The following is an 18535-nucleotide window of genomic DNA, read 5'->3' as shown; positions in this document are numbered from 1 at the left end:
CAACGATGACCAAACGGATCAAGACAGGATTTATCGGCAGCGGCTGGGCGCAGGTGGCGCAGGCACCGGCTTTTTCGCTGATGGACGATGTAGAGCTCGTCGCCGTGGCGAGCCCGACAGAACGGCGCCGCCAGAAGTTTCTCGATCGATTCGGTATTTCGAAGGGCTATGCCGACTGGCGTGAGATGCTCGATGAGTGTTTGCTCGACCTGGTTTGCGTCACCACGCCGACGTTTCTGCACGAGCCGATGGTTGCGGGCGTGCTTGACAAGGGCATCGGTGTGCTCTGTGAGAAGCCGTTCGCGCTGACCGTCGAGGAGGCCGAGCGCATGACGGAGCTTGCCGAAAAATCGCCGGGGCTGGCCTTGATCGATCACCAGCTTCGCTTTCACCCTTCGGTCAGAACCATGAAGCAGATGATCGACAGCGGCGAAATCGGTAAGCTTTACGAGGTTCGTGCGGTGGTGAATCTCGCCTCGCGCAACCGAATCGACTTGCCGTGGTCGTGGTGGAGCGACGCCTCGAAAGGGGGCGGAGCGCTCCGGGCGATCGGTTCGCACCTGATCGATCTGAACCGGTTCCTTGTCGGCAAAATTTCCGAAGTGTGCTGCAACCTCTCGACTTCGATCCCGCAGCGTCCCGACGCTTCAAAGCCGGGCAATACCCTGCCGGTTACTTCGGATGACAGCTTTGCCATGTTCATGAAGTTCGGCCCCTCGTCGGTGGCGCTTGGCGCTTCGTCGCTCATGCATGTGAGCACAGTGGGCTCCTACACCTGGTTCTCGCTCGAAGTGGTCGGCAGCCTCAAAACCATCCGGCTCGATGGGGCTGGACGGCTTTGGGAGATCGTCAACAGCGAGGTCAAGGGCGGACGCAGCCTGATCGACGCGCCGCGCTGGAAGCAGGTCGAGCCGATCCTCCCGTGGGACGAGCTGGTTCTTCAGGAGAAGATCAAACAGTCCTCACTCGCCGTGCACGGTATCTTCGCTGTCGGCTTTGCCTTCCTTGCGCACCGTATCGTCAAAGCGCTTAAAAACGGCGAGCGCTCCATCGAAGACGCCGCCAGCTTCCGCGACGGCCTCGCCATCCAGAAAATCATGCAGGCTGGCATGGATTCCGACCGCGAGAAGCGTTGGATGAAGGTGTAGTTGAGAATGGATAATTATGTAGGGGCAGGCCTTGCGCCAGTCCGGTTGCTTCCTTCGTCTGATCTGTCCAATAAACAATGTTAGAAACTGGAGAAACTGAATCGTGGCGTGGGTAATGCTGTTCATAGCCGGCCTGTTCGAGTGTGCCTGGGCGGTGGGGTTGAAATACTCCGAAGGATTCTCGCGCCCCGTGCCTTCTGTGCTGACCATTGCAGCGATGCTTGTCAGCTTCTGGCTGCTCTCCATGGCGATGAAAACCGTCCCGGTCGGAACGGCCTACGCGGTCTGGACGGGCATCGGCGCGGCAGGTGTGGCCGTAGCTGGTATGCTGCTCTTCAACGAGCCACGCGATCTTGCGCGGCTGTTCTGTATTTTTCTGATTATCGCCGGAGTTGCAGGGTTGCGAGTGCTGGCTGGGAAGTGAGCCGCCGTTAGCGAATCGCTCTCTTCAATTACCAATTACCCAGCCTCCTCTTCCCAGCACTGATAGAGCGCATCCAGTTCCCGGCAGATTTCGTCGTACTCCTCGGTAGCCTTGCGGGTTTCGTCGGTGGGTTGCTCGTAGAATGAGGGCTGGGCCATCATCTCTTCGTGCTGCTGTTTGGACTCTTCAAGCCGTTGAATCTCCTTTTCGATTGCCGCGATCTTTTTGCTGTTGGCTTTGGGCGCGGCAGGTTTTTTTTGCTGCCGGTTTGCTTGCCGCGGCTTTTTGTTCAGCAGCTTTTTTCGCTTCAGCTTCCGACTGCTGCTTTTTCTCCTCTTCCCACGCTTTTTCAGCTTTTTCGAGGTATTCGGCGTAGGTGCCGAGATAGACCTGCACTCCACCGTTTTTGATCTCGAACACCTTGTTTACCAGGCTGTCGAGGAAGTAGCGGTCGTGCGAGACGATGAGGAGCGTGCCGTCGTAGTTTTCGAGCGAGTCGATGAGCATCTCCTTGGAGCGCATGTCGAGGTGGTTGGTCGGCTCGTCCATGATGAGCAGGTTGGAGGCCTGAAGCAGGATTTTTGCCAGCGCAACCCTCGATTTTTCGCCGCCGGAGAGCACGGCGGTTTTCTTCTCCACCGCGTCGCCGCTGAAGAGGAAGCAGCCGAGGATGTCGCGCACACGGCGCTGTGCTTCGGCTGTCGGTGCAGCGTCCATCATCTCGTCCAAAATGCTCTTTTCCGGCGAGAGGTTGTCGGTCTGGTGCTGGGCGAAGTAGTTCATGCTGACGTGGTGGCCAAGCTGGCGCGTGCCTTTGAACTCGATCTCGTCAGCCAAAATCCGACAAAAGGTGGTCTTGCCCGCGCCGTTCGAACCGACGATGGCGATGCGGTCGCCGCGCATGATTTCGAGGTCAATATCTTTCAGCACCTCTTTGGTCGTGCCGTCCGGCAGGGTGAATGACTTGGAAACGCCCTCCAGCCGGAGCACTTCGCGGCCTGACGGTCTCGCCTTTGGGAACGAGAAAGAAATCTGCGACAGATCCTCCTCCGGGGCCTGCAGCTCCTCTTCGAGCTTCTGCATCTGGCGCAACCGGCTTTGCGCCTGACGCGCCTTGGTGGCCTTGTAGCGGAAGCGATCGACGAAGGACTTCAGGTCAGCCATCTTTTTCAGATCGTTCTCGTAGCGCGACATCATGAGTGTGTATCGCTCGGCCTTTTCTTTCTCATAAAAGCTGTAGTTGCCCTTGTACTCGGTGATTTCGTTGAAGGCGATTTCGAGTGTCTTGGTGGTGAGCTTGTCGAGGAAGAAGCGGTCGTGCGAGACGATCAGGTAGCTGTGCTCGTAGTTGAGCAGGTACTGTTCAAGCCAACGCAGCGAGTCGATGTCGAGGTGGTTGGTCGGCTCGTCTAGCAGGAGGAGCGTCGGGTTTTGCAGCAGCAGCCGGGCGATGAGCAGGCGCATCTGCCAGCCGCCGGAGAACTCCTTGACCTTTTTATAGAAATCCGCCCCGCTGAAGCCGAGGCCGGAAAGAATTTTCTCAGCGTCGGACTGCATCCGGTAGCCGCCGAGCCGCTCGAAGTCGTGCGAGGCGTCGCTGAAACGCTCGATCAGCTTGTGGTACTCCTCGCTTGCGTGATCCTGATCGGGCAGCGCGAGCTCGTGCTCCATGCGCGAAATCTTTTCAGAAAGTTCATGCAGCGTTTTGTTAGCTTCGAGAGCGTACTGGAGCGCGGTTTTGTCGAGGTCGCCTTCGAACGAAATCTCCTGCGGCAGATAGCCGATGGTGGTCGTCGAAGACTTCATGATCTGCCCTTCGCTGATGGGCCCGTCCTCCTTGAGCTGGCCGCTCAACAGGCGCAGGAGCGTTGACTTGCCGGTGCCGTTCAGGCCGACCAGCGAGGCGCGATCCTTGTCGCCGATCCGGAATGAGGTGTCGCGCAGGAGCACTTTGGTGCCTGCCGAAAGAGAGAGATTTCGTGCTTCGAGCATGGAGTCGCGGTTTCAGGTTTGTGGTGAAGATACGATATTTCGTTAAAGCTCCATGCTACCGTCCGTTTCCGTCCGGAATCGCCTTGCATGGCGCTTGAAATGAAATACCATGTCGTCCAACCGGTGAGTGTTTTTCAAATCACAGATTATTGATCCGCCTCATGAGACGATTTCGCGCAACTCGCATTTTTGTCGCGGTACTCTGTTTTGCCTGCCTGCCGGGGGCAGCCGCATCGGCGCTTGAAACGCTGAGCTGGTCGCAGTGCCTCGATGAAGCCGCCTCGCATCATCCCGATCTGCGTTCGGCGGCAGAGTCCGTCCGGCAGGCCGAGGCGCAGCGCAAGATCGTCAAGGGTGGCACGTTGCCGGCCGTCAGTGCCAGCGCTGGCGGAACGCGCTCCGCCTCAACTGACGCTGTGGCAAGCGGGGCGTGGTCGTACGGGGTCAACGCCAGCCAGTTGCTCTACGATGGCGCCAAAACCTCAAGCGAGGTGAAGTCCGCCACCGAAAAACTCAAGGCGTCGAGGTACAGCGAAGAGGCGGTTTCGGTCGATACTCGCTACGCCCTTCGGGCAGCGTTCGTGCAGTTGCTCACCGCGCAGCAACAGGTCTCCCTCGCCGAGGAGATCATGACGAAACGAAAGCAGAACCTCCGTTTGATTTCGCTGCTTTACAAGTCAGGAACGGAGAACATCGGCTCGCTCAGCAAGGCACAGGCTGATCTGGCGGAGTCGGAGTTCGAGGTGGCCCAGGCAAGGCGTGCGCTCGATCTTGCCCAGATGGTGCTCAGCACCCAGCTTGGTCGCCGCAGCTTCACGCCGATCCGCGTGACCGGGCAGTTCACGGCAAGCGAACAGACCCGCACACCGCCCGATTTCGACAGCATCGCGCGGAACAATCCGGCCTACCTCGAACTCACCGCGCAGAAAGATGCTGCCGGATACAACCTTCAGGCCTCGAAGAGCGCGTTCATGCCTTCAGTCTCTGTTTCCACTGGTTTTGGCAACAGCTCGTTCAGGCAGCTTCCGCCTGACCGCACTGACTGGCAGGCCGGGATCGACGTGTCGGTGCCCATTTATGCCGGTGGTGCAGGACGAGCCGGAGTGGCCAAAGCGAGAGCTGTGGTCAACCAGCTTAGCGCCGATGAAGAGAGCCTCTACTTTTCACTCATGCGGAGTCTGGAAGAGGCGTGGAAGAACTTCCGCGACGCTTCCGAAAAGGTGGATGTCCAGAAAAAATTTCTCGATGCCGCTGCCGAGCGGGCAAGAATCGCCGATGCGCAGTACTCTGCCGGCTTGGTCTCCTTCAACGACTGGACTATCATCGAAGACAATTTCGTCAGTGCGAAAAAATCATTTCTCAACGCCCGCTCAAATCTGCTGACCGCCGAAGCAGCCTGGGTGCAGGCAAAAGGAGGGACTCTTGAAACGAGGTAAACAGCTCATGATCTGGGGTGGCGTGCTTGCCATAGCGGCCATCGCAGGATTTTTTTATTTCACGACCGCTTTCGACAGCAAGGCGAAGGTGTCGTACCGGGAGTACCGGCCTGCAATCGGTGATATCCGTCAGATGGTATCGACCACGGCAACGGTCAAGCCGCAGAACCGGCTTGAGATCAAGTCGCCGGTCAGCGGGCGCATCGACCAGATTCTCGTCAAGGAGGGCGATTTCGTCAAGAAGGGGCAGGTGCTTGCGCTCATCAGCTCCACCGAACGGGCTGCGCTGCTCGATGCAGCCACGCAGAAAGGGCAGAGCGAGATCGATTACTGGAACAAAGTTTACAATCAGACGGCTCTCATTTCGCCCATCGACGGGCAGGTGATCGTGAGCGATCTCAATCCGGGCCAGACCATCACCACCAGCGATGCCGTGCTGGTGCTTTCAGACCGGCTGATTGTGCAGGCTGACGTTGACGAGACCGACATCGGCAACGTACAGGTCGGGCAGAGAACCGAGATCAGCCTTGATGCCTATCCCGAAATCAGCGTCGAGGGCGTCGTCGATCATATCTATTACGAGTCCACGCTGGTGAACAACGTGAATATCTACTATGTCGATATCCTGCCTGCCAGGGTGCCCGATGTGTTCAGATCCGGCATGAGCGCCAATGTCGATATCATCGTCAAGGAGGAAGACCGGGTGCTCACGCTTCCGCATGCTGCTGTCAAAATGCAGAATGGTCAGTCGTTCGTGCTGAAGAAAGTCGCGGGTAAGGACTCGCTGAAAACGGTGCCGGTACAGGTCGGCCTGCAGGACGACAGCAGTGTGGAGATTGTCAGCGGACTTTCGGCTTCGGATGTCGTGCTGGTTGAAAACAAGTCGTTTGAGCTGCCGAAAGATAATGGTGGCAGTAATCCATTTATGCCGCAACGCAAGCGTGACAATCAGAAGAAGGGCGAATGATCGAGGTCGTTGACATCACCAAAAGCTACACGATCGGCGAAAGCTCGGTTCATGCGCTGCAGGGGGTAAGTCTCACCATCGCGCAGGGCGAGTTCGTGGCGATCATGGGAGCGTCCGGATCAGGCAAGTCCACGCTGATGCACATCCTCGGCATGCTCGATGTGCCCGACAGCGGCCAGTACCGCCTGATGGGCAAGGATGTCGGCAAGCTGAACGGTGATGAACTGGCCACACTCCGCAACAATGTGGCGGGGTTCGTGTTCCAGCAGTTCCACCTGCTTGGCCGGATGAGCACGATCGACAACGTGATGCTGCCCTGCATCTACAGTGACGAACGAAGGGATTTCCGAAGCGATGCCCTTGCCCGGCTCGAAATGGTCGGCCTGGGGCACCGGGCGGATCATCGCCCGAACCAGATGTCCGGCGGCGAGCAGCAGCGGGTGGCCATTGCCAGGGCGCTGATTCGCGATCCGATGCTCATCTTTGCCGACGAGCCGACCGGCAATCTCGATACGAAGAACTCGCACGAGATCATGCGGATTCTCACCGAGCTGCATCAGCAGGGCAAAACCATCATCATGGTGACCCATGAGCATGACATTGCCGCCTATGCCGATCGCGTCATCACCATGCAGGACGGAAAGATTATCGATGATCGAAAAAAAGAGGATGCGGGCCGACGAAGCGAAGTTTCCGGCGAACCGATGAAACTCGATCACCAGCCGCTGTTCAAGCCGTCGCGGATGCTCGGATTTGTGAAGCAGGCGTTTCGTTCGATTGCGGCAAACAAGATCAGGACGCTGCTTTCGGTGCTTGGCATTCTGGTTGGCGTGGCGTCGGTGATCGCCATGATGGCCTTGGGATCGGGGGCTCGCGCTTCGATGGAGGAACGACTTAAATCGATGGGCTCGAATCTGCTCTCCGTCAGGGGCGGGTCAGCCAAGATTCGCGGTTCCGCCCAGGGCTCCGGCACCTTTACCCGCTTTACCAGGCAGGATGTCGAGGCCATTGCAGAGTTTTCGCCACTGGTCAGGTATGCTTCGGGCTATGTGACCGGGACGGCGCAGATGGTCTATCTGAACCGAAACTGGAGCAGTACGGTCGAGGGCGTGGGAATTGAATACGGCAAGATGCGTTCCACGATACCCACCATCGGCCGATGGTTTACCAGTGATGAAATCCGGTCGCGCAGGAAGGTTGCCATTATCGGCACCACGGTCGCTTCCGAGCTGTTCGGCAATGACGACCCCGTGGGCCAAACCATCAAGATCAACCGCATCAACTTCAGGGTGATCGGTATTCTTCCCCCCAAAGGATTTGCCGGTCATCGGGACCAGGACGATGCTGTGCTCGTTCCTGTAACTACCGCCATGCACCGGCTGCTTGGCCGGGACTATCTGAACAGCATCTATGTCGAAGTGACCAGCGCTGACAGGCTCGACGCGGCCAAAGAGGCGATCGACGCCCTTGTTCGCAAGCGACACAAACTTCAGCCGAATGACGAGGATTCATTCTACATCCGCGACATGACCGAGTTCCAGCAGATGCTCAGCGCCACGACCGAGACGATGAGCATGCTGCTCGGCTCGATTGCGGCCATCTCGCTGGTGGTGGGTGGCATCGGCATCATGAACATCATGCTGGTTTCGGTGACGGAACGCACCCGCGAGATCGGCCTGCGCAAGGCCATCGGCGCGCGGCGGGGGGACATCATGCTCCAGTTCCTGATCGAGTCGGTCGGCATGACGCTCACCGGCGGCCTCATCGGCATCGCGGTCGGCGTGGGCGTGTCGGTGATGCTTTCGACCTTTGCCGGGTGGGCGGTGCAGACCTCGATTTTTTCTGTCGTACTGGCGACCGGATTTTCGGTGCTGATCGGTCTGTTTTTCGGATTGTGGCCAGCCAAAAAAGCCGCCGGACTCAAGCCGGTCGAGGCGCTACGCTATGAGTGAGTTCTATGGCTGCTGGTAAAATCCCGTTTTTGCAGACCAGAAATATTTTTTTGAAAAAAATAAAAAAGCGCGCAAGGAATCGTGGGGGGCGTCGTCCTATTGATTGAAAGGTACGATTGAATGATATGATGATTATGTGATTGTGATGTTATTGTTAGTATGGGGTTGATGTGTTGTTCTTTGTGTTGTGAGTGACAGCAATATTCCGGATCTTCTTCGCTATGCTGTTAGGTTGTGTGCCGATGTGTGATTGTGGTTATGGCAGATGATTGATGAGATGCGGAGAAGGACGGACGATTGCTGAAATGACAGGGCGAAAGGTTGGTTGATCCTTTCGCCCTGTTTTTTTATATCGTTTTGGGGGATGAATTTTCAGGTTTCGAGGCAAAGCAAAAGCCCGCTTTCACATCGGTAGTGGAAGCGGGCTTTTCTGCTTTAATGCTTTGTATGGACAGGGCTCAGGCCGAGGCGAGTGCTTTCTGCACCTTTTCAGCGGCATCCCTCAGGCCGTTGGCGGCGATGAGGCTGAGGCCAGATTCATCGAGCATTTTCTGTGCCTCTTTGGCATTGGTGCCTTCGAGGCGCACGATGACCGGTACTGTCAGGCCAATATTCTTGGCAGCTTCGATGACGCCTCCGGCAACGCGGTCGCAGCGCACGATGCCACCGAAGACATTGACAAGGATGGCCTTGACGTTTTTGTCGCCGAGGATAATCTTGAAGCCCTCTTCAACCGTTTTGGGGCTGGCGCCACCGCCTACGTCGAGGAAGTTGGCCGGTTTGCCGCCGGCAAGCTGGATGAGGTCCATAGTGCCCATGGCAAGGCCGGCACCGTTGACCATGCAGCCGACGTTGCCGTCGAGGCGCACGTAGTTGAGGTTCGACTTCGATGCTTCGTACTCAAGCGGATCTTCTTCGGTGATGTCACGCAGTTCGTGGAAATCCGGATGACGGTACATGGCATTGTCATCGAAGTTGATCTTGGCGTCGAGAGCCAGCACGCGTCCCTCTTTGGTAACCACGAGCGGGTTGATTTCTGCCAGCGAGGCGTCGATGGTAGTGTATGCTTTGTACAGCGCATCGATGAACTTGACGCCATTGCGGAACTGCTCACCCTGCATGCCGAGGAAGAGCGCCGCTTCACGAGCCTGGAAGCCCTGCAGGCCGTACTTCGGATTGACCTGAATTTTGAGGAGCTTTTCGGGGGTCTCTTCGGCCACCTTTTCGATCTCCATGCCACCTTCGGTCGAGACCATCAGCACGTTGCACGACGTAGCGCGATCGAGGGTGATGCCGAGGTAGAACTCTTTGTCGATGTTCATGCCCTCTTCAATCAGCAGTCTCCTGACCTCCTTGCCTTCGGGGCCGGTCTGGTGGGTTACCAGTGTGGTGCCGAGCATTTTCTGGGCAATTTCATACACCTCTTCGGGGGATTTGGCCAGCTTGACGCCGCCGGCCTTGCCGCGCCCACCTGCGTGGATCTGCGCTTTGACGACCACTACGGGGCTTGACTGCTCTTCGAAAAGCTCGGCCGCAGCCTGTTTTGCTTCTTCAGCCGAAAATGCTACTATGCCCTTGGGAACGGCCACACCGAACTGTTTCAGGATGCCTTTGCCCTGATACTCATGAATATTCATCGCAGAGGTTCTATGGTTATCGAAGAATACGCGCCGGTTGAAAACCGGGCTTCAATGCGGAAAAAGTTTAAACTTTATGATAACAAAATTTCTGCTTTTACTGAAACCGCTGCGGCTTGTGGCGCAGATTTCTTCGCTTGCCTATGTCTGATCTGAATCGCTGCATGGAACTGGCTTTTCGGGAAGCCATCAAGGCTTATGAAAGCAAAGAGGTGCCGGTCGGTGCGGTGGTGCTCGACCCGAACGGTTTGGTCATCGGCCGTGGCTACAATCAGGTGGAGACTCTTTCGGATGCCACCGCTCATGCCGAGATGATCGCGTTGACCTCGGCGATGGCCACGCTCGATAATAAATACCTCGAAGGGTGTACGCTTGCCGTCACGCTGGAGCCCTGCCCGATGTGCGCCGGTGCGATCGTGCTTTCCAAAATCAGTCGCGTGGTGTTCGGTGCCTGGGACCCGAAGATGGGCGCATCCGGCACCGTGCTCAACGTCACCGGCTGCAGCGCCCTTAACCACCAGCCCGAGGTGTACGGCGGTATCATGGAACACAAAGCCGAAAGCCTGTTGCAGGATTTTTTCCGGGGGTTAAGAGGGCGATAAACGAGCGTGTGCGAAGAGGAGGGGAATACGGGGCGTTAATTCAGTTTCATTCAAGAGCTCTGTGCTTTTGTGTGCTCTCTTTCATTGATATTGATCGCGACCGCTAGTATTTACTCATTCCCGGTTTCTCTGATAATATGTTTCAACGAGCTGGCCAGGTGGGAGACGATGTCCTGGGCCACGCTGCTGCCTGTTGATGGGGCTGTGACGGTGTCAAGGCTTTCGATCCCGGCCTTCTTGACGGCATTGCTGATCGTAACCGACAGAATCGGGTTGCACTCCTTGACAATCTCCTTGACCATGAAGGATGCCTCGAACATGCTCTGCTGAATGATTTCCTGCTTGTCTTCAAGCGACAGCATCTGGCAGTGCTTCGAGGTGATGATACCGGCCAGGCAGGTCAGATAGGTGTTGGTTGCGCCCGCCAGAAACAGGTTGAGGAAAAACGGGGTCAGCAGGTTTCCTCCCGGTAAGAGCGAAGAGAGCGTGTTGCTGAACGAGCACTGGATGATCGGCTTGATGTGGGCCGGAAGTTCATCCTTGTTGAAGTCCGACAGCGGCAGGCATTCGTAAACCGATTTGAGTAGCTGCACGAACTCTCTGGCCGATTGATGGTGGTAGTAGCTGGAATAAATATGCCAGATCAGCTTGATGTTGTTCATCAGCGATGTTGTGGTGCCGTACGAGGTGTTCTGGGCAAAGGCGCCGATGAAGAAATTCTTGGTGGCGACGGTCTTGGTGTGGTTCAGCGCATCGACCTCATGCAATTTGAGGTTGGTTTTAACCCAACGCAGATCGCCACTTTTTCTGCTGTCTTCCGGCATTGTGGTATGCACCCTGAGTGCCCTGGAGAGGTAGGCGATATAGTCGTCAAAATGCTTGCCGCCCTCCCTGTCTGCCAGCGGCGGAATCTTCGGCGCTTTCCAGAGTCGGTAGCCGGTGACGGCTGTGATGATGAAAAAAATAGCCCAGAGCGCAAGGAAAGCGTAGCCCGAAAAGGGGAGAAGCTTTTCGAGCAGCATCGACAGGCTGTAAAGCTGGTTGACAGCTATGGCTGCCAGAAGCAGGAAGATGAATGAGGCCGAAAGCCTCAACCAGGAAATCAGATGGCGCTTCATGTCGGCAGGAAGGTGGTTTCTGACCGAAATGCTATTTCGTAACGGGCAAATTGTTCACCCTGTTACATCTTTCATACAAAGTAAGCTATCCGATCTTCCGAGGCAAAAATACTTCCTGCTTTCACTGCTCCTTTTCGATAGCCGGTTTGCTGATGGAGTGGTTTTCGCTCAGGAGGTAATCGTTGAAAATCTCCTCGGCTGTGGGCAGTTGCCAGGTGCCATCGGGCAGGCGGTTGGTGGTCTCTTTCAGGCGCGAGACCGTTTGCCCGCAGGTCCAGCAGTCATAGCGCGCCATACCGGTGCAGAGGCATGTGTGGTTTTTGACGACGAAACGGCCCTCGGCAGGGTCTCTAGATTCGAGCGCCTGGTAGTAGTCGTCGATGTAGGGGCATTTACCCGAGTTGTCGAGCAGGTAGCCGAGTCCCTCGCAGTTGGGCTTTATGCCGTACTGAAGCGTGGGTGACTGCTTGAGCATGCGCATCGGGTAGCCGGTCGTGGAAGCGGTGTTGACCTCGACATCTTCCGGCTGGGCATTGATATAGTGCTGTTTGACCTTGTCCGGAAGTCCCGATTCCTGCGCGATGGTGAACCGTGTGGCCACCTGAACAGCCGAAGCGCCCATCTGCAGGTACTCCACCGCGTCGGTACCGGTGAAGATGCCGCCTGCCGGAATGACCGGAATATCGAGATTCTCTTTTTTCAGGAAGGCGATCGTTTCAGCAACGATGGTTTGCAGACTCTGTGACTGCCAGTCGTCCAGGCTGAAGCCGAGATGGCCACCCGCAAGAGGCCCTTCGACCACAATATAGTCCGGCAGCCGCTCAAGCCGGATGGCTCGTTTCAGGAAAATCGAGAGTGCCCGCACCGAAGAGATGATGATTCCGAGCTTGACGTCACGGAACCGTTCGTGATCGCTGATAAGATCGAGGGTTCTGAGGTTCAGGCCGGCGGCGAGCGTGATGCCGTCGATGCCTGCGTTCAGGGCAGCCTCCAGGCGCACCTTGAGCGTCGCAGCGGAGTTGTTCATCGTGAGCTTCTCCATGCAGTTCATGAAGATCGCCCCATTGCCCGTTTTCCGGCTCATGGTGTAGTCAACGAAGCGCTTCTGCGCTTCGGCGAGCTGCTCCAGATCGAACTGCACGCTCGATTTGTCCGGATTATTGAAGTTCGAGGCGTACCTCTGGCGTTTGTCGCTGGTGTAGGTGGTTCCGAAAATCTGATCACAAACCTGCATGACCTCGGCATCGGAAATATGGCCGATACCGCCCAGCCGTTCTGCCGAGAGTGCAAGCTCCGAAGTCGAGATGTTGACTCCCATGCCGCCGATCACGATAGGGACAAACTCTTTTCCGCCGAGCGTAAATCTGAAATTGTTGACGTTCATGGTGTTCAGATACGATACGTGCTGATTACTGAGGTACTGCCCGGAGGGCACCGCTGATTGGTTCCGTCATTCGATGGGCAGCCTTTGCCGGTGCCATGGAGTCAGGTTTGCTCATCAAGCGTCAAAAATCATATAAGATAGAACATTTTGATCGATAATGCCATACACGCCACCTAACAGAGGAGAAAAAAACTGCACACGCATGACGGGAAAAAGAGGTTAGCAGCAACTGTGGGAGCTACTGAGAGAATGTTTGAGAATGGGGTTTCAGAATATTAAATTGACAAGCCCGTAAAGGGCGCACTCTTTCCTTTTTTCAAAATACACTAATAGAGTTAGGAGCGTTACATGAAAAAACTTGTCCTGCTGAGGCACGGCGAAAGCCAGTGGAACAGGGAGAACCGTTTTACCGGCTGGGTTGATATTGATCTTTCGGAAAAAGGAAGGGAAGAGGCCAAAGCCGCCGGTCAGCTCCTGAAGGACGAGGGATTCGTGTTCGATATGGCCTACGCTTCGGTACTCAAACGCGCCATCAGGACGCTCTGGACGGTGCTCGACCAGATGGATCTGATGTGGATTCCCGTCACCAAGTCCTGGAGGTTAAACGAACGTCACTACGGTGCGCTTCAGGGGCTCAACAAGACTGAGACCGCTCAGCGCCACGGCGACGAGCAGGTGCTGATCTGGCGCCGCAGCTACGACACTCCGCCCCCGGCCCTCGATGCTGACGACGAACGTCATCCGAGCAAGGATCGCCGTTATGCTGCGCTCACTCCCGAGGAGCTTCCGGCTACCGAGTGCCTGAAAGACACTGTCGCGCGCTTCCTGCCTTACTGGCACGAAACCATCGCGCCGCAGATCATGGACGGCAAGCGTGTCATCATTACGGCCCACGGCAACTCGCTCCGTGCGCTGGTCAAATATCTCGACAATATTTCCGATGAGGATATCGTCGGCCTGAACATTCCGACTGGCATTCCGCTCGTGTACGAGCTTGACGACGATCTGAAGCCAATCCGGAGTTATTACTTGGGCGACCAGGAGGAGCTGAAGAAAGCCCAGGAAGCCGTGGCAAAGCAGGGCAAGGCCTGAGGCCGGTAAGGTGAACGCTCCGGTTTCGCTGTTTTTCCGACTGCATTGAAGAGGACTTCAGAGCAGTCTTAAATGGTCAGGATTTTTTTATCCAATACCTTATATTCTGGCCTCTGAGCGAGGAACGTCCCGTTTTTTTGAATTTTTCTGAATTGATGTGCCTGAAAATATGAAAGCAAAGCATGAAGGGGGACTGTACGATCCACAGTTCGAGCATGACGCCTGTGGTGTAGGATTTGTCGCCAACATCAAGGGTGCCAAGTCTCATCAGATTATCCGGCAGGGCTTGCAGGTTCTGGTGAACATGAAGCATCGTGGCGCTACCGGCTATGAAAAGAATACCGGTGACGGCGCCGGCATTATGCTGCAGATTCCCGACAAGTTCATGCGCAAAGTCTGCGCCGAGAGGAATATCGAACTTCCCGCTCCGGGCGAGTACGGCGTTGGTATGGTCTTTCTTCCGCCGGACCTCACGCAGCGTCGTGCTATCGAGGATATCTGTCGCCAGATGGTGCAGGCCGAAGGCCAGAAATATCTCGGCCTCCGCAAGGTGCCGACCGACAACTCTACGCTCGGCCAGATGGCTCGTTCACAAGAGCCGGTCGTGAAGCAGATTTTCGTGGGCCGTGGCAACGATAACATGACGGAGCTCGAGTTCGAGCGTAAACTCTACGTCATCCGTCGCCGTATTTTCAAGCGTGTCCGTTTTACCTCCGGCCTGCTCGGCAGCGGTTATTTCTACGCATCGAGCTTTTCGTCTCGCACGATTGTTTATAAAGGCATGCTCAATCCGGAGCAGGTCGAGGAGTTCTATCCCGAGCTGAAAGATCCGGACATGGAGAGCGCCATCGCGATGGTGCACTCCCGCTTCAGCACCAACACCTTCCCGAGCTGGGATCGCGCCCATCCGTATCGTTTCCTGAGCCACAATGGTGAAATCAACACACTCCGCGGCAACGTGAACTGGATGAAGGCTCGCGAAAAGAACATGCAGTCCTCCATCTTCAAGGGTGCACTCGAAGAGATCAAGCCGATTCTGCTCGAAGAGGGCAGCGACTCGGCTACGCTCGACAACGCCTTCGAGCTGCTGGTCATGTGTGGCCGTTCGATGGCCCAGGCAGCCATGATGGTCATTCCGGAACCGTGGTCGGGCAACGAATCGATGGATCCGGACAAGCGCGCATTTTACGAATATCACAGCTGCCTCATGGAGCCGTGGGATGGCCCTGCATCGGTGGTCTTCACCGATGGCGTCCAGATTGGTGCCGTGCTCGACCGTAACGGTCTGCGCCCGTCGCGCTACTACATCACCAGTGACGACCTGGTGGTGATGGCCTCCGAGGTCGGCGTGCTCGACATCGAACCTGAAAAGATTATCAAGAAGGATCGCCTCCAGCCGGGCCGAATGTTCCTGGTCGATACCAAAGAGGGACGCATCATTTCCGACGAGGAGATCAAGCAGAGCATCGCTTCCGAGAAGCCCTACAAGGAGTGGATCGACCGCAACGTCATCGAACTCGATGCGCTGCCGGAGCGGGAGCTGATGAAGAATCCGGATCAGGACAACTACAGCATCACCGCCCGTCAGAAGGCGTTCGGCTACACCAATGAGGACATCACCCTCCAGGTCAGGCCGATGGCCCAGAATGCCATCGAGCGCATTGGTTCGATGGGCAATGATACGCCGCTGGCCGTGCTTTCCAATCGCCCGAGGTTGCTGTACGATTATTTCAAACAGCTCTTCGCACAGGTGACCAATCCTCCGATCGACTCGATCCGCGAGGAGATCGTGACCTCCACGACGGTCATGCTCGGCACCGAGGGCAACCTGCTCGAAGCCGAGGAGATCAACTGCCGTCGCCTGAGGGTGCCGCATCCGATTCTCACCAACGAGGATCTCGAAAAAATTCGTGGCATTGACAAGCCCGGTTTCAAAGCGATCACCCTGCCGATTTTCTACAACGTCGCAGAGGGTGGTCGGGGGATCCAGGAGACCATGCAGGACTTGTACCGTCAGGCCGAAAAGGCGATCAATCATGACGGCGTCAACATTATTATTCTTTCCGACAAGGGCGAACTTGAGCATTCGCGCGCTCCGATTCCTGCGCTGATGGCGCTTGCCGGATTCCACCAGTTCCTGATCAGCGCTGGTCTCAGGACGAAAGTCGGTCTCATTGTCGAGTCGGGCGAGCCGCGTACGGTGCACCACTTCTCGATGCTGATCGGCTATGGCGCAGGGGCGATCAACCCCTACCTGGCGTTCGAAACCATCAGCCAGCAGGTGGCCGAAGGACGCATCACGATCGATGAGAAGAAGGCGATCAAGAACTACGTAAAGGCGATTGTCAAGGGCGTAGTCAAGACGATGGCCAAGATGGGCATCTCGACCGTGCAGAGCTATCGCGGTGCGCAGATCTTCGAAGCGGTCGGCCTGAACGCCGAAGTGGTCGATGCCTACTTCACCAAGACCCCTTCCCGCATCGAAGGTATCGGGCTCGACACGCTGGCCGAAGAGGTGCGCAAACGCCATGAAGCAGCTTTCCCGCCTGGCGGTAACAAGGTCAATCGCGGCCTGGAGGCTGGCGGCGACCGCAAGTGGCGTCACGACGGCGAGTACCACCTGTTCAATCCTGAGACGATTCACTACCTGCAGCACTCCTGCCGCACGGGCGATTACGAGCTGTTCAAGAAGTATGAAAAGCTCATCGACGAGCAGAGTGAGCACTACTGCACGATTCGTGGTCTGATGGATATCCGTTTCCCCGGCAAACCGATTTCAATCGATGAGGTCGAGCCGGTTGAGGAGATCGTCAAGCGCTTCAAAACGGGAGCCATGTCGTACGGTTCCATCAGCAAGGAATCGCACGAGGCGCTGGCCATTGCGATGAACCGCCTCGGCGGCAAGAGCAATACCGGCGAGGGTGGTGAGGATCCGGATCGTTTCACGCCGGACGCCAACGGCGACAGCCGTATGTCGGCCATCAAGCAGGTTGCATCTGGCCGCTTCGGTGTGACCAGCGAGTACCTGACCAATGCGCAGGAGATCCAGATCAAGATGGCGCAGGGCGCCAAGCCCGGAGAGGGCGGCCAGTTGCCCGGCACCAAGGTCTATCCGTGGGTTGCCAAGACCCGCCACTCTACCCCCGGCGTGGGGCTGATTTCGCCGCCGCCGCATCACGATATTTACTCGATCGAAGATTTGGCTCAGCTCATTTTCGATCTCAAGAACGCAAACCGCGCAGCTCGTATCAACGTCAAGCTGGTTTCGACGGTTGGTGTCGGCACTATCGCTGCAGGCGTTGCCAAAGCTCATGCCGACGTGGTGCTTATCAGCGGCCACGATGGCGGTACCGGTGCTTCACCGATCTCCAGCATCATGCACGCTGGTATGCCGTGGGAACTCGGCCTTGCTGAAACGCACCAGACCCTCATGCTCAACAACCTGCGCAGCAGAATTGTCGTCGAGGTTGACGGTCAGCTCAAGACTGCGCGTGACATTGTCATCGCAGCCATGCTCGGTGCCGAGGAGTTCGGTTTCGCTACCACGACGTTGGTGGTGATGGGCTGCATCATGATGCGCTGCTGCCAGGATGACTCCTGCCCGGTAGGCATCGCCACGCAGAACCCCGAGCTTCGCAAGAATTTCAAGGGCAAGCCAGAGGATGTTGAGAACTTCATGCGCTTCATTGCCCAGGGCGTGCGCGAGTACATGGCACAGCTTGGTATCCGTACGCTGAACGAGCTTGTCGGTCGCGCTGACCTGCTTGCCACCTCACGCACCATCAAGCACTGGAAAGCCAACGGTGTGGATCTGTCCAAGATGCTGCACCAGGTCGATACGGGCGACAACGATACGCCGTACTGCACCATCAAGCAGGAGCACGGCATCGAGGAGAGCCTCGACATCAAGACCCTCCTGGCGATCTGTGAACCGGCCATCAAGCGCGGTGAGAAGGTTTCGACCACGCTGCCGATCAAGAACATCAACCGCGTCGTCGGCACCATCGTCGGTAACGAGGTCACTAAAGCTTGGGGTAGCAAAGGACTTCCGGATGACACCATCCACCTGAAGTTCATGGGTTCGGCTGGCCAGAGTCTCGGCGCGTTCATTCCGAAAGGCATGACCATCGAGCTGGTTGGCGATGCGAACGACTACATCGGCAAGGGCCTGTCGGGTGGCCGGATGGTGGTCTATCCGCCGAAGGCATCGACTTTTGTGCCCGAGGAAAATATTATCGTCGGCAACGTGGCCTTCTACGGCGCGACCTCCGGTGAGGCCTACATTCGCGGCATGGCGGGCGAGCGTTTCTGCGTGCGCAACAGCGGCATGGAAGCGGTTGTCGAATCGGTCGGCGACCACGGCTGCGAGTACATGACCGGCGGCAAGGTGATCATTCTCGGCAAGACCGGCCGCAACTTCGCGGCGGGCATGTCCGGCGGTGTGGCCTATGTCTATGATGTTGACGGCGCTTTTGCCGGACGCTGCAACCAGCAGATGGTGAGCCTCTCGCCGGTCGAAGAGTCGGAAGAGCTTGCGTGGCTCAGGTCGAAAGTCGAGCGGCATGTGGCCGAAACCGGCAGTGAACTTGGCAAGAGCCTGCTCGCAGAGTGGCCGAACGCATCACTGCGTTTCGTCAAGGTGCTGCCCAACGACTACCAGCGCGCCATCGATGCAATGAAAGAGGTCGAAGCGCAGGGCCTGACCGGCGACGAAGCCGTCATGGCAGCTTTTCAGAAAAATGTGCATGATCCTTCCCGTGTGTCGGGGAACTAAACTATCAGG

Annotated in this window: 14 protein-coding genes; 9 read left to right on the top strand and 5 right to left on the bottom strand. The window is 56.8% G+C overall.

Annotated elements, in window-relative coordinates:
* Positions 1-5 precede the first annotated feature (5 nt).
* Both CPAR_RS07630 and CPAR_RS07625 read left to right on the top strand, forming a co-directional pair.
* A complete protein-coding gene (locus tag CPAR_RS07630) occupies positions 6-1148 on the top strand; it encodes a Gfo/Idh/MocA family protein (RefSeq protein WP_012502735.1) in 1143 nt (380 codons plus the stop codon).
* 115 nt (positions 1149-1263) lie between these two features.
* Positions 1264-1572: a DMT family transporter gene (locus CPAR_RS07625; protein WP_012502734.1), complete on the top strand. Its 309-nt coding sequence runs from the start codon at positions 1264-1266 to the stop codon at positions 1570-1572.
* Positions 1573-1607: 35 nt separating this feature from the next.
* Here the strand turns inward: CPAR_RS07625 and CPAR_RS11290 are convergent, their stop codons facing one another.
* Positions 1608-1772, bottom strand: coding sequence for a hypothetical protein (locus CPAR_RS11290; protein WP_232203956.1), 165 nt, complete (start codon positions 1770-1772; stop codon positions 1608-1610).
* A complete protein-coding gene (locus CPAR_RS07620) occupies positions 1759-3564 on the bottom strand; it encodes an ABC-F family ATP-binding cassette domain-containing protein (RefSeq protein WP_012502732.1) in 1806 nt (601 codons plus the stop codon). The genes CPAR_RS11290 and CPAR_RS07620 overlap by 14 nt, the downstream gene beginning before the upstream one ends.
* 161 nt (positions 3565-3725) lie before the next feature.
* Here CPAR_RS07620 and CPAR_RS07615 point away from each other — a divergent pair, with 161 nt between their 5' ends.
* Genes CPAR_RS07615 through CPAR_RS07605 form a run of 3 tightly spaced genes read left to right on the top strand, consistent with a single transcriptional unit; the run spans position 3726 to position 7919 of the window.
* The gene (locus CPAR_RS07615; RefSeq protein ID WP_012502731.1) at positions 3726-5000 is read left to right on the top strand and encodes a TolC family protein; all 1275 of its coding nucleotides are present in this window, start codon (positions 3726-3728) and stop codon (positions 4998-5000) included.
* A 7-nt stretch (positions 5001-5007) separates the two neighbouring features.
* Positions 5008-5967 carry an efflux RND transporter periplasmic adaptor subunit gene (locus CPAR_RS07610; protein ID WP_012502730.1) on the top strand — a complete coding sequence of 320 codons (960 nt, stop codon included), beginning with the start codon at positions 5008-5010 and terminating at the stop codon, positions 5965-5967.
* Positions 5964-7919 (top strand): MacB family efflux pump subunit, encoded by a 1956-nt coding sequence (locus CPAR_RS07605; protein ID WP_012502729.1) that lies wholly within the window; start codon positions 5964-5966, stop codon positions 7917-7919. The genes CPAR_RS07610 and CPAR_RS07605 overlap by 4 nt, the downstream gene beginning before the upstream one ends.
* A 458-nt stretch (positions 7920-8377) precedes the next feature.
* Here the strand turns inward: CPAR_RS07605 and sucC are convergent, their stop codons facing one another.
* Positions 8378-9556 carry an ADP-forming succinate--CoA ligase subunit beta gene (gene sucC, locus CPAR_RS07600; RefSeq protein WP_012502728.1) on the bottom strand — a complete coding sequence of 393 codons (1179 nt, stop codon included), beginning with the start codon at positions 9554-9556 and terminating at the stop codon, positions 8378-8380.
* A gap of 12 nt (positions 9557-9568) precedes the next feature.
* Here sucC and CPAR_RS11070 point away from each other — a divergent pair, with 12 nt between their 5' ends.
* Positions 9569-9712, top strand: coding sequence for a hypothetical protein (locus CPAR_RS11070; protein WP_156773406.1), 144 nt, complete (start codon positions 9569-9571; stop codon positions 9710-9712).
* Entirely contained in the window at positions 9700-10158 is a 459-nt protein-coding gene (locus CPAR_RS07595; RefSeq protein WP_012502727.1) for a nucleoside deaminase, read from the top strand. Before CPAR_RS11070 ends, CPAR_RS07595 begins: the two co-directional genes overlap by 13 nt.
* 110 nt (positions 10159-10268) lie before the next feature.
* Here CPAR_RS07595 and CPAR_RS07590 read toward each other — a convergent pair whose 3' ends face one another.
* Together CPAR_RS07590 and CPAR_RS07585 are read right to left on the bottom strand one after the other, a co-directional pair.
* Positions 10269-11276, bottom strand: coding sequence for a hypothetical protein (locus CPAR_RS07590; protein ID WP_012502726.1), 1008 nt, complete (start codon positions 11274-11276; stop codon positions 10269-10271).
* Positions 11277-11397: 121 nt separating this feature from the next.
* Positions 11398-12660 (bottom strand): nitronate monooxygenase, encoded by a 1263-nt coding sequence (locus CPAR_RS07585; protein ID WP_012502725.1) that lies wholly within the window; start codon positions 12658-12660, stop codon positions 11398-11400.
* Between the two features lie 348 nt (positions 12661-13008).
* Between CPAR_RS07585 and gpmA the strand changes: the two genes are divergently transcribed.
* Positions 13009-13752 (top strand): 2,3-diphosphoglycerate-dependent phosphoglycerate mutase, encoded by a 744-nt coding sequence (gene gpmA / locus CPAR_RS07580; protein ID WP_012502724.1) that lies wholly within the window; start codon positions 13009-13011, stop codon positions 13750-13752.
* Between the two features lie 169 nt (positions 13753-13921).
* Positions 13922-18526, top strand: a complete 4605-nt coding sequence (gltB, locus tag CPAR_RS07575; protein WP_012502723.1) for a glutamate synthase large subunit — start codon at positions 13922-13924, stop codon at positions 18524-18526.
* The last annotated feature ends 9 nt before the right edge of the window (positions 18527-18535 follow it).

The sequence above is a fragment of the Chlorobaculum parvum NCIB 8327 genome (genome assembly GCF_000020505.1).
Lineage (GTDB): Bacteria > Bacteroidota > Chlorobiia > Chlorobiales > Chlorobiaceae > Chlorobaculum > Chlorobaculum parvum_A.
Note: the sequence above shows the minus strand (reverse complement) of the source record. Positions and strands in the feature narration are given on the sequence as shown.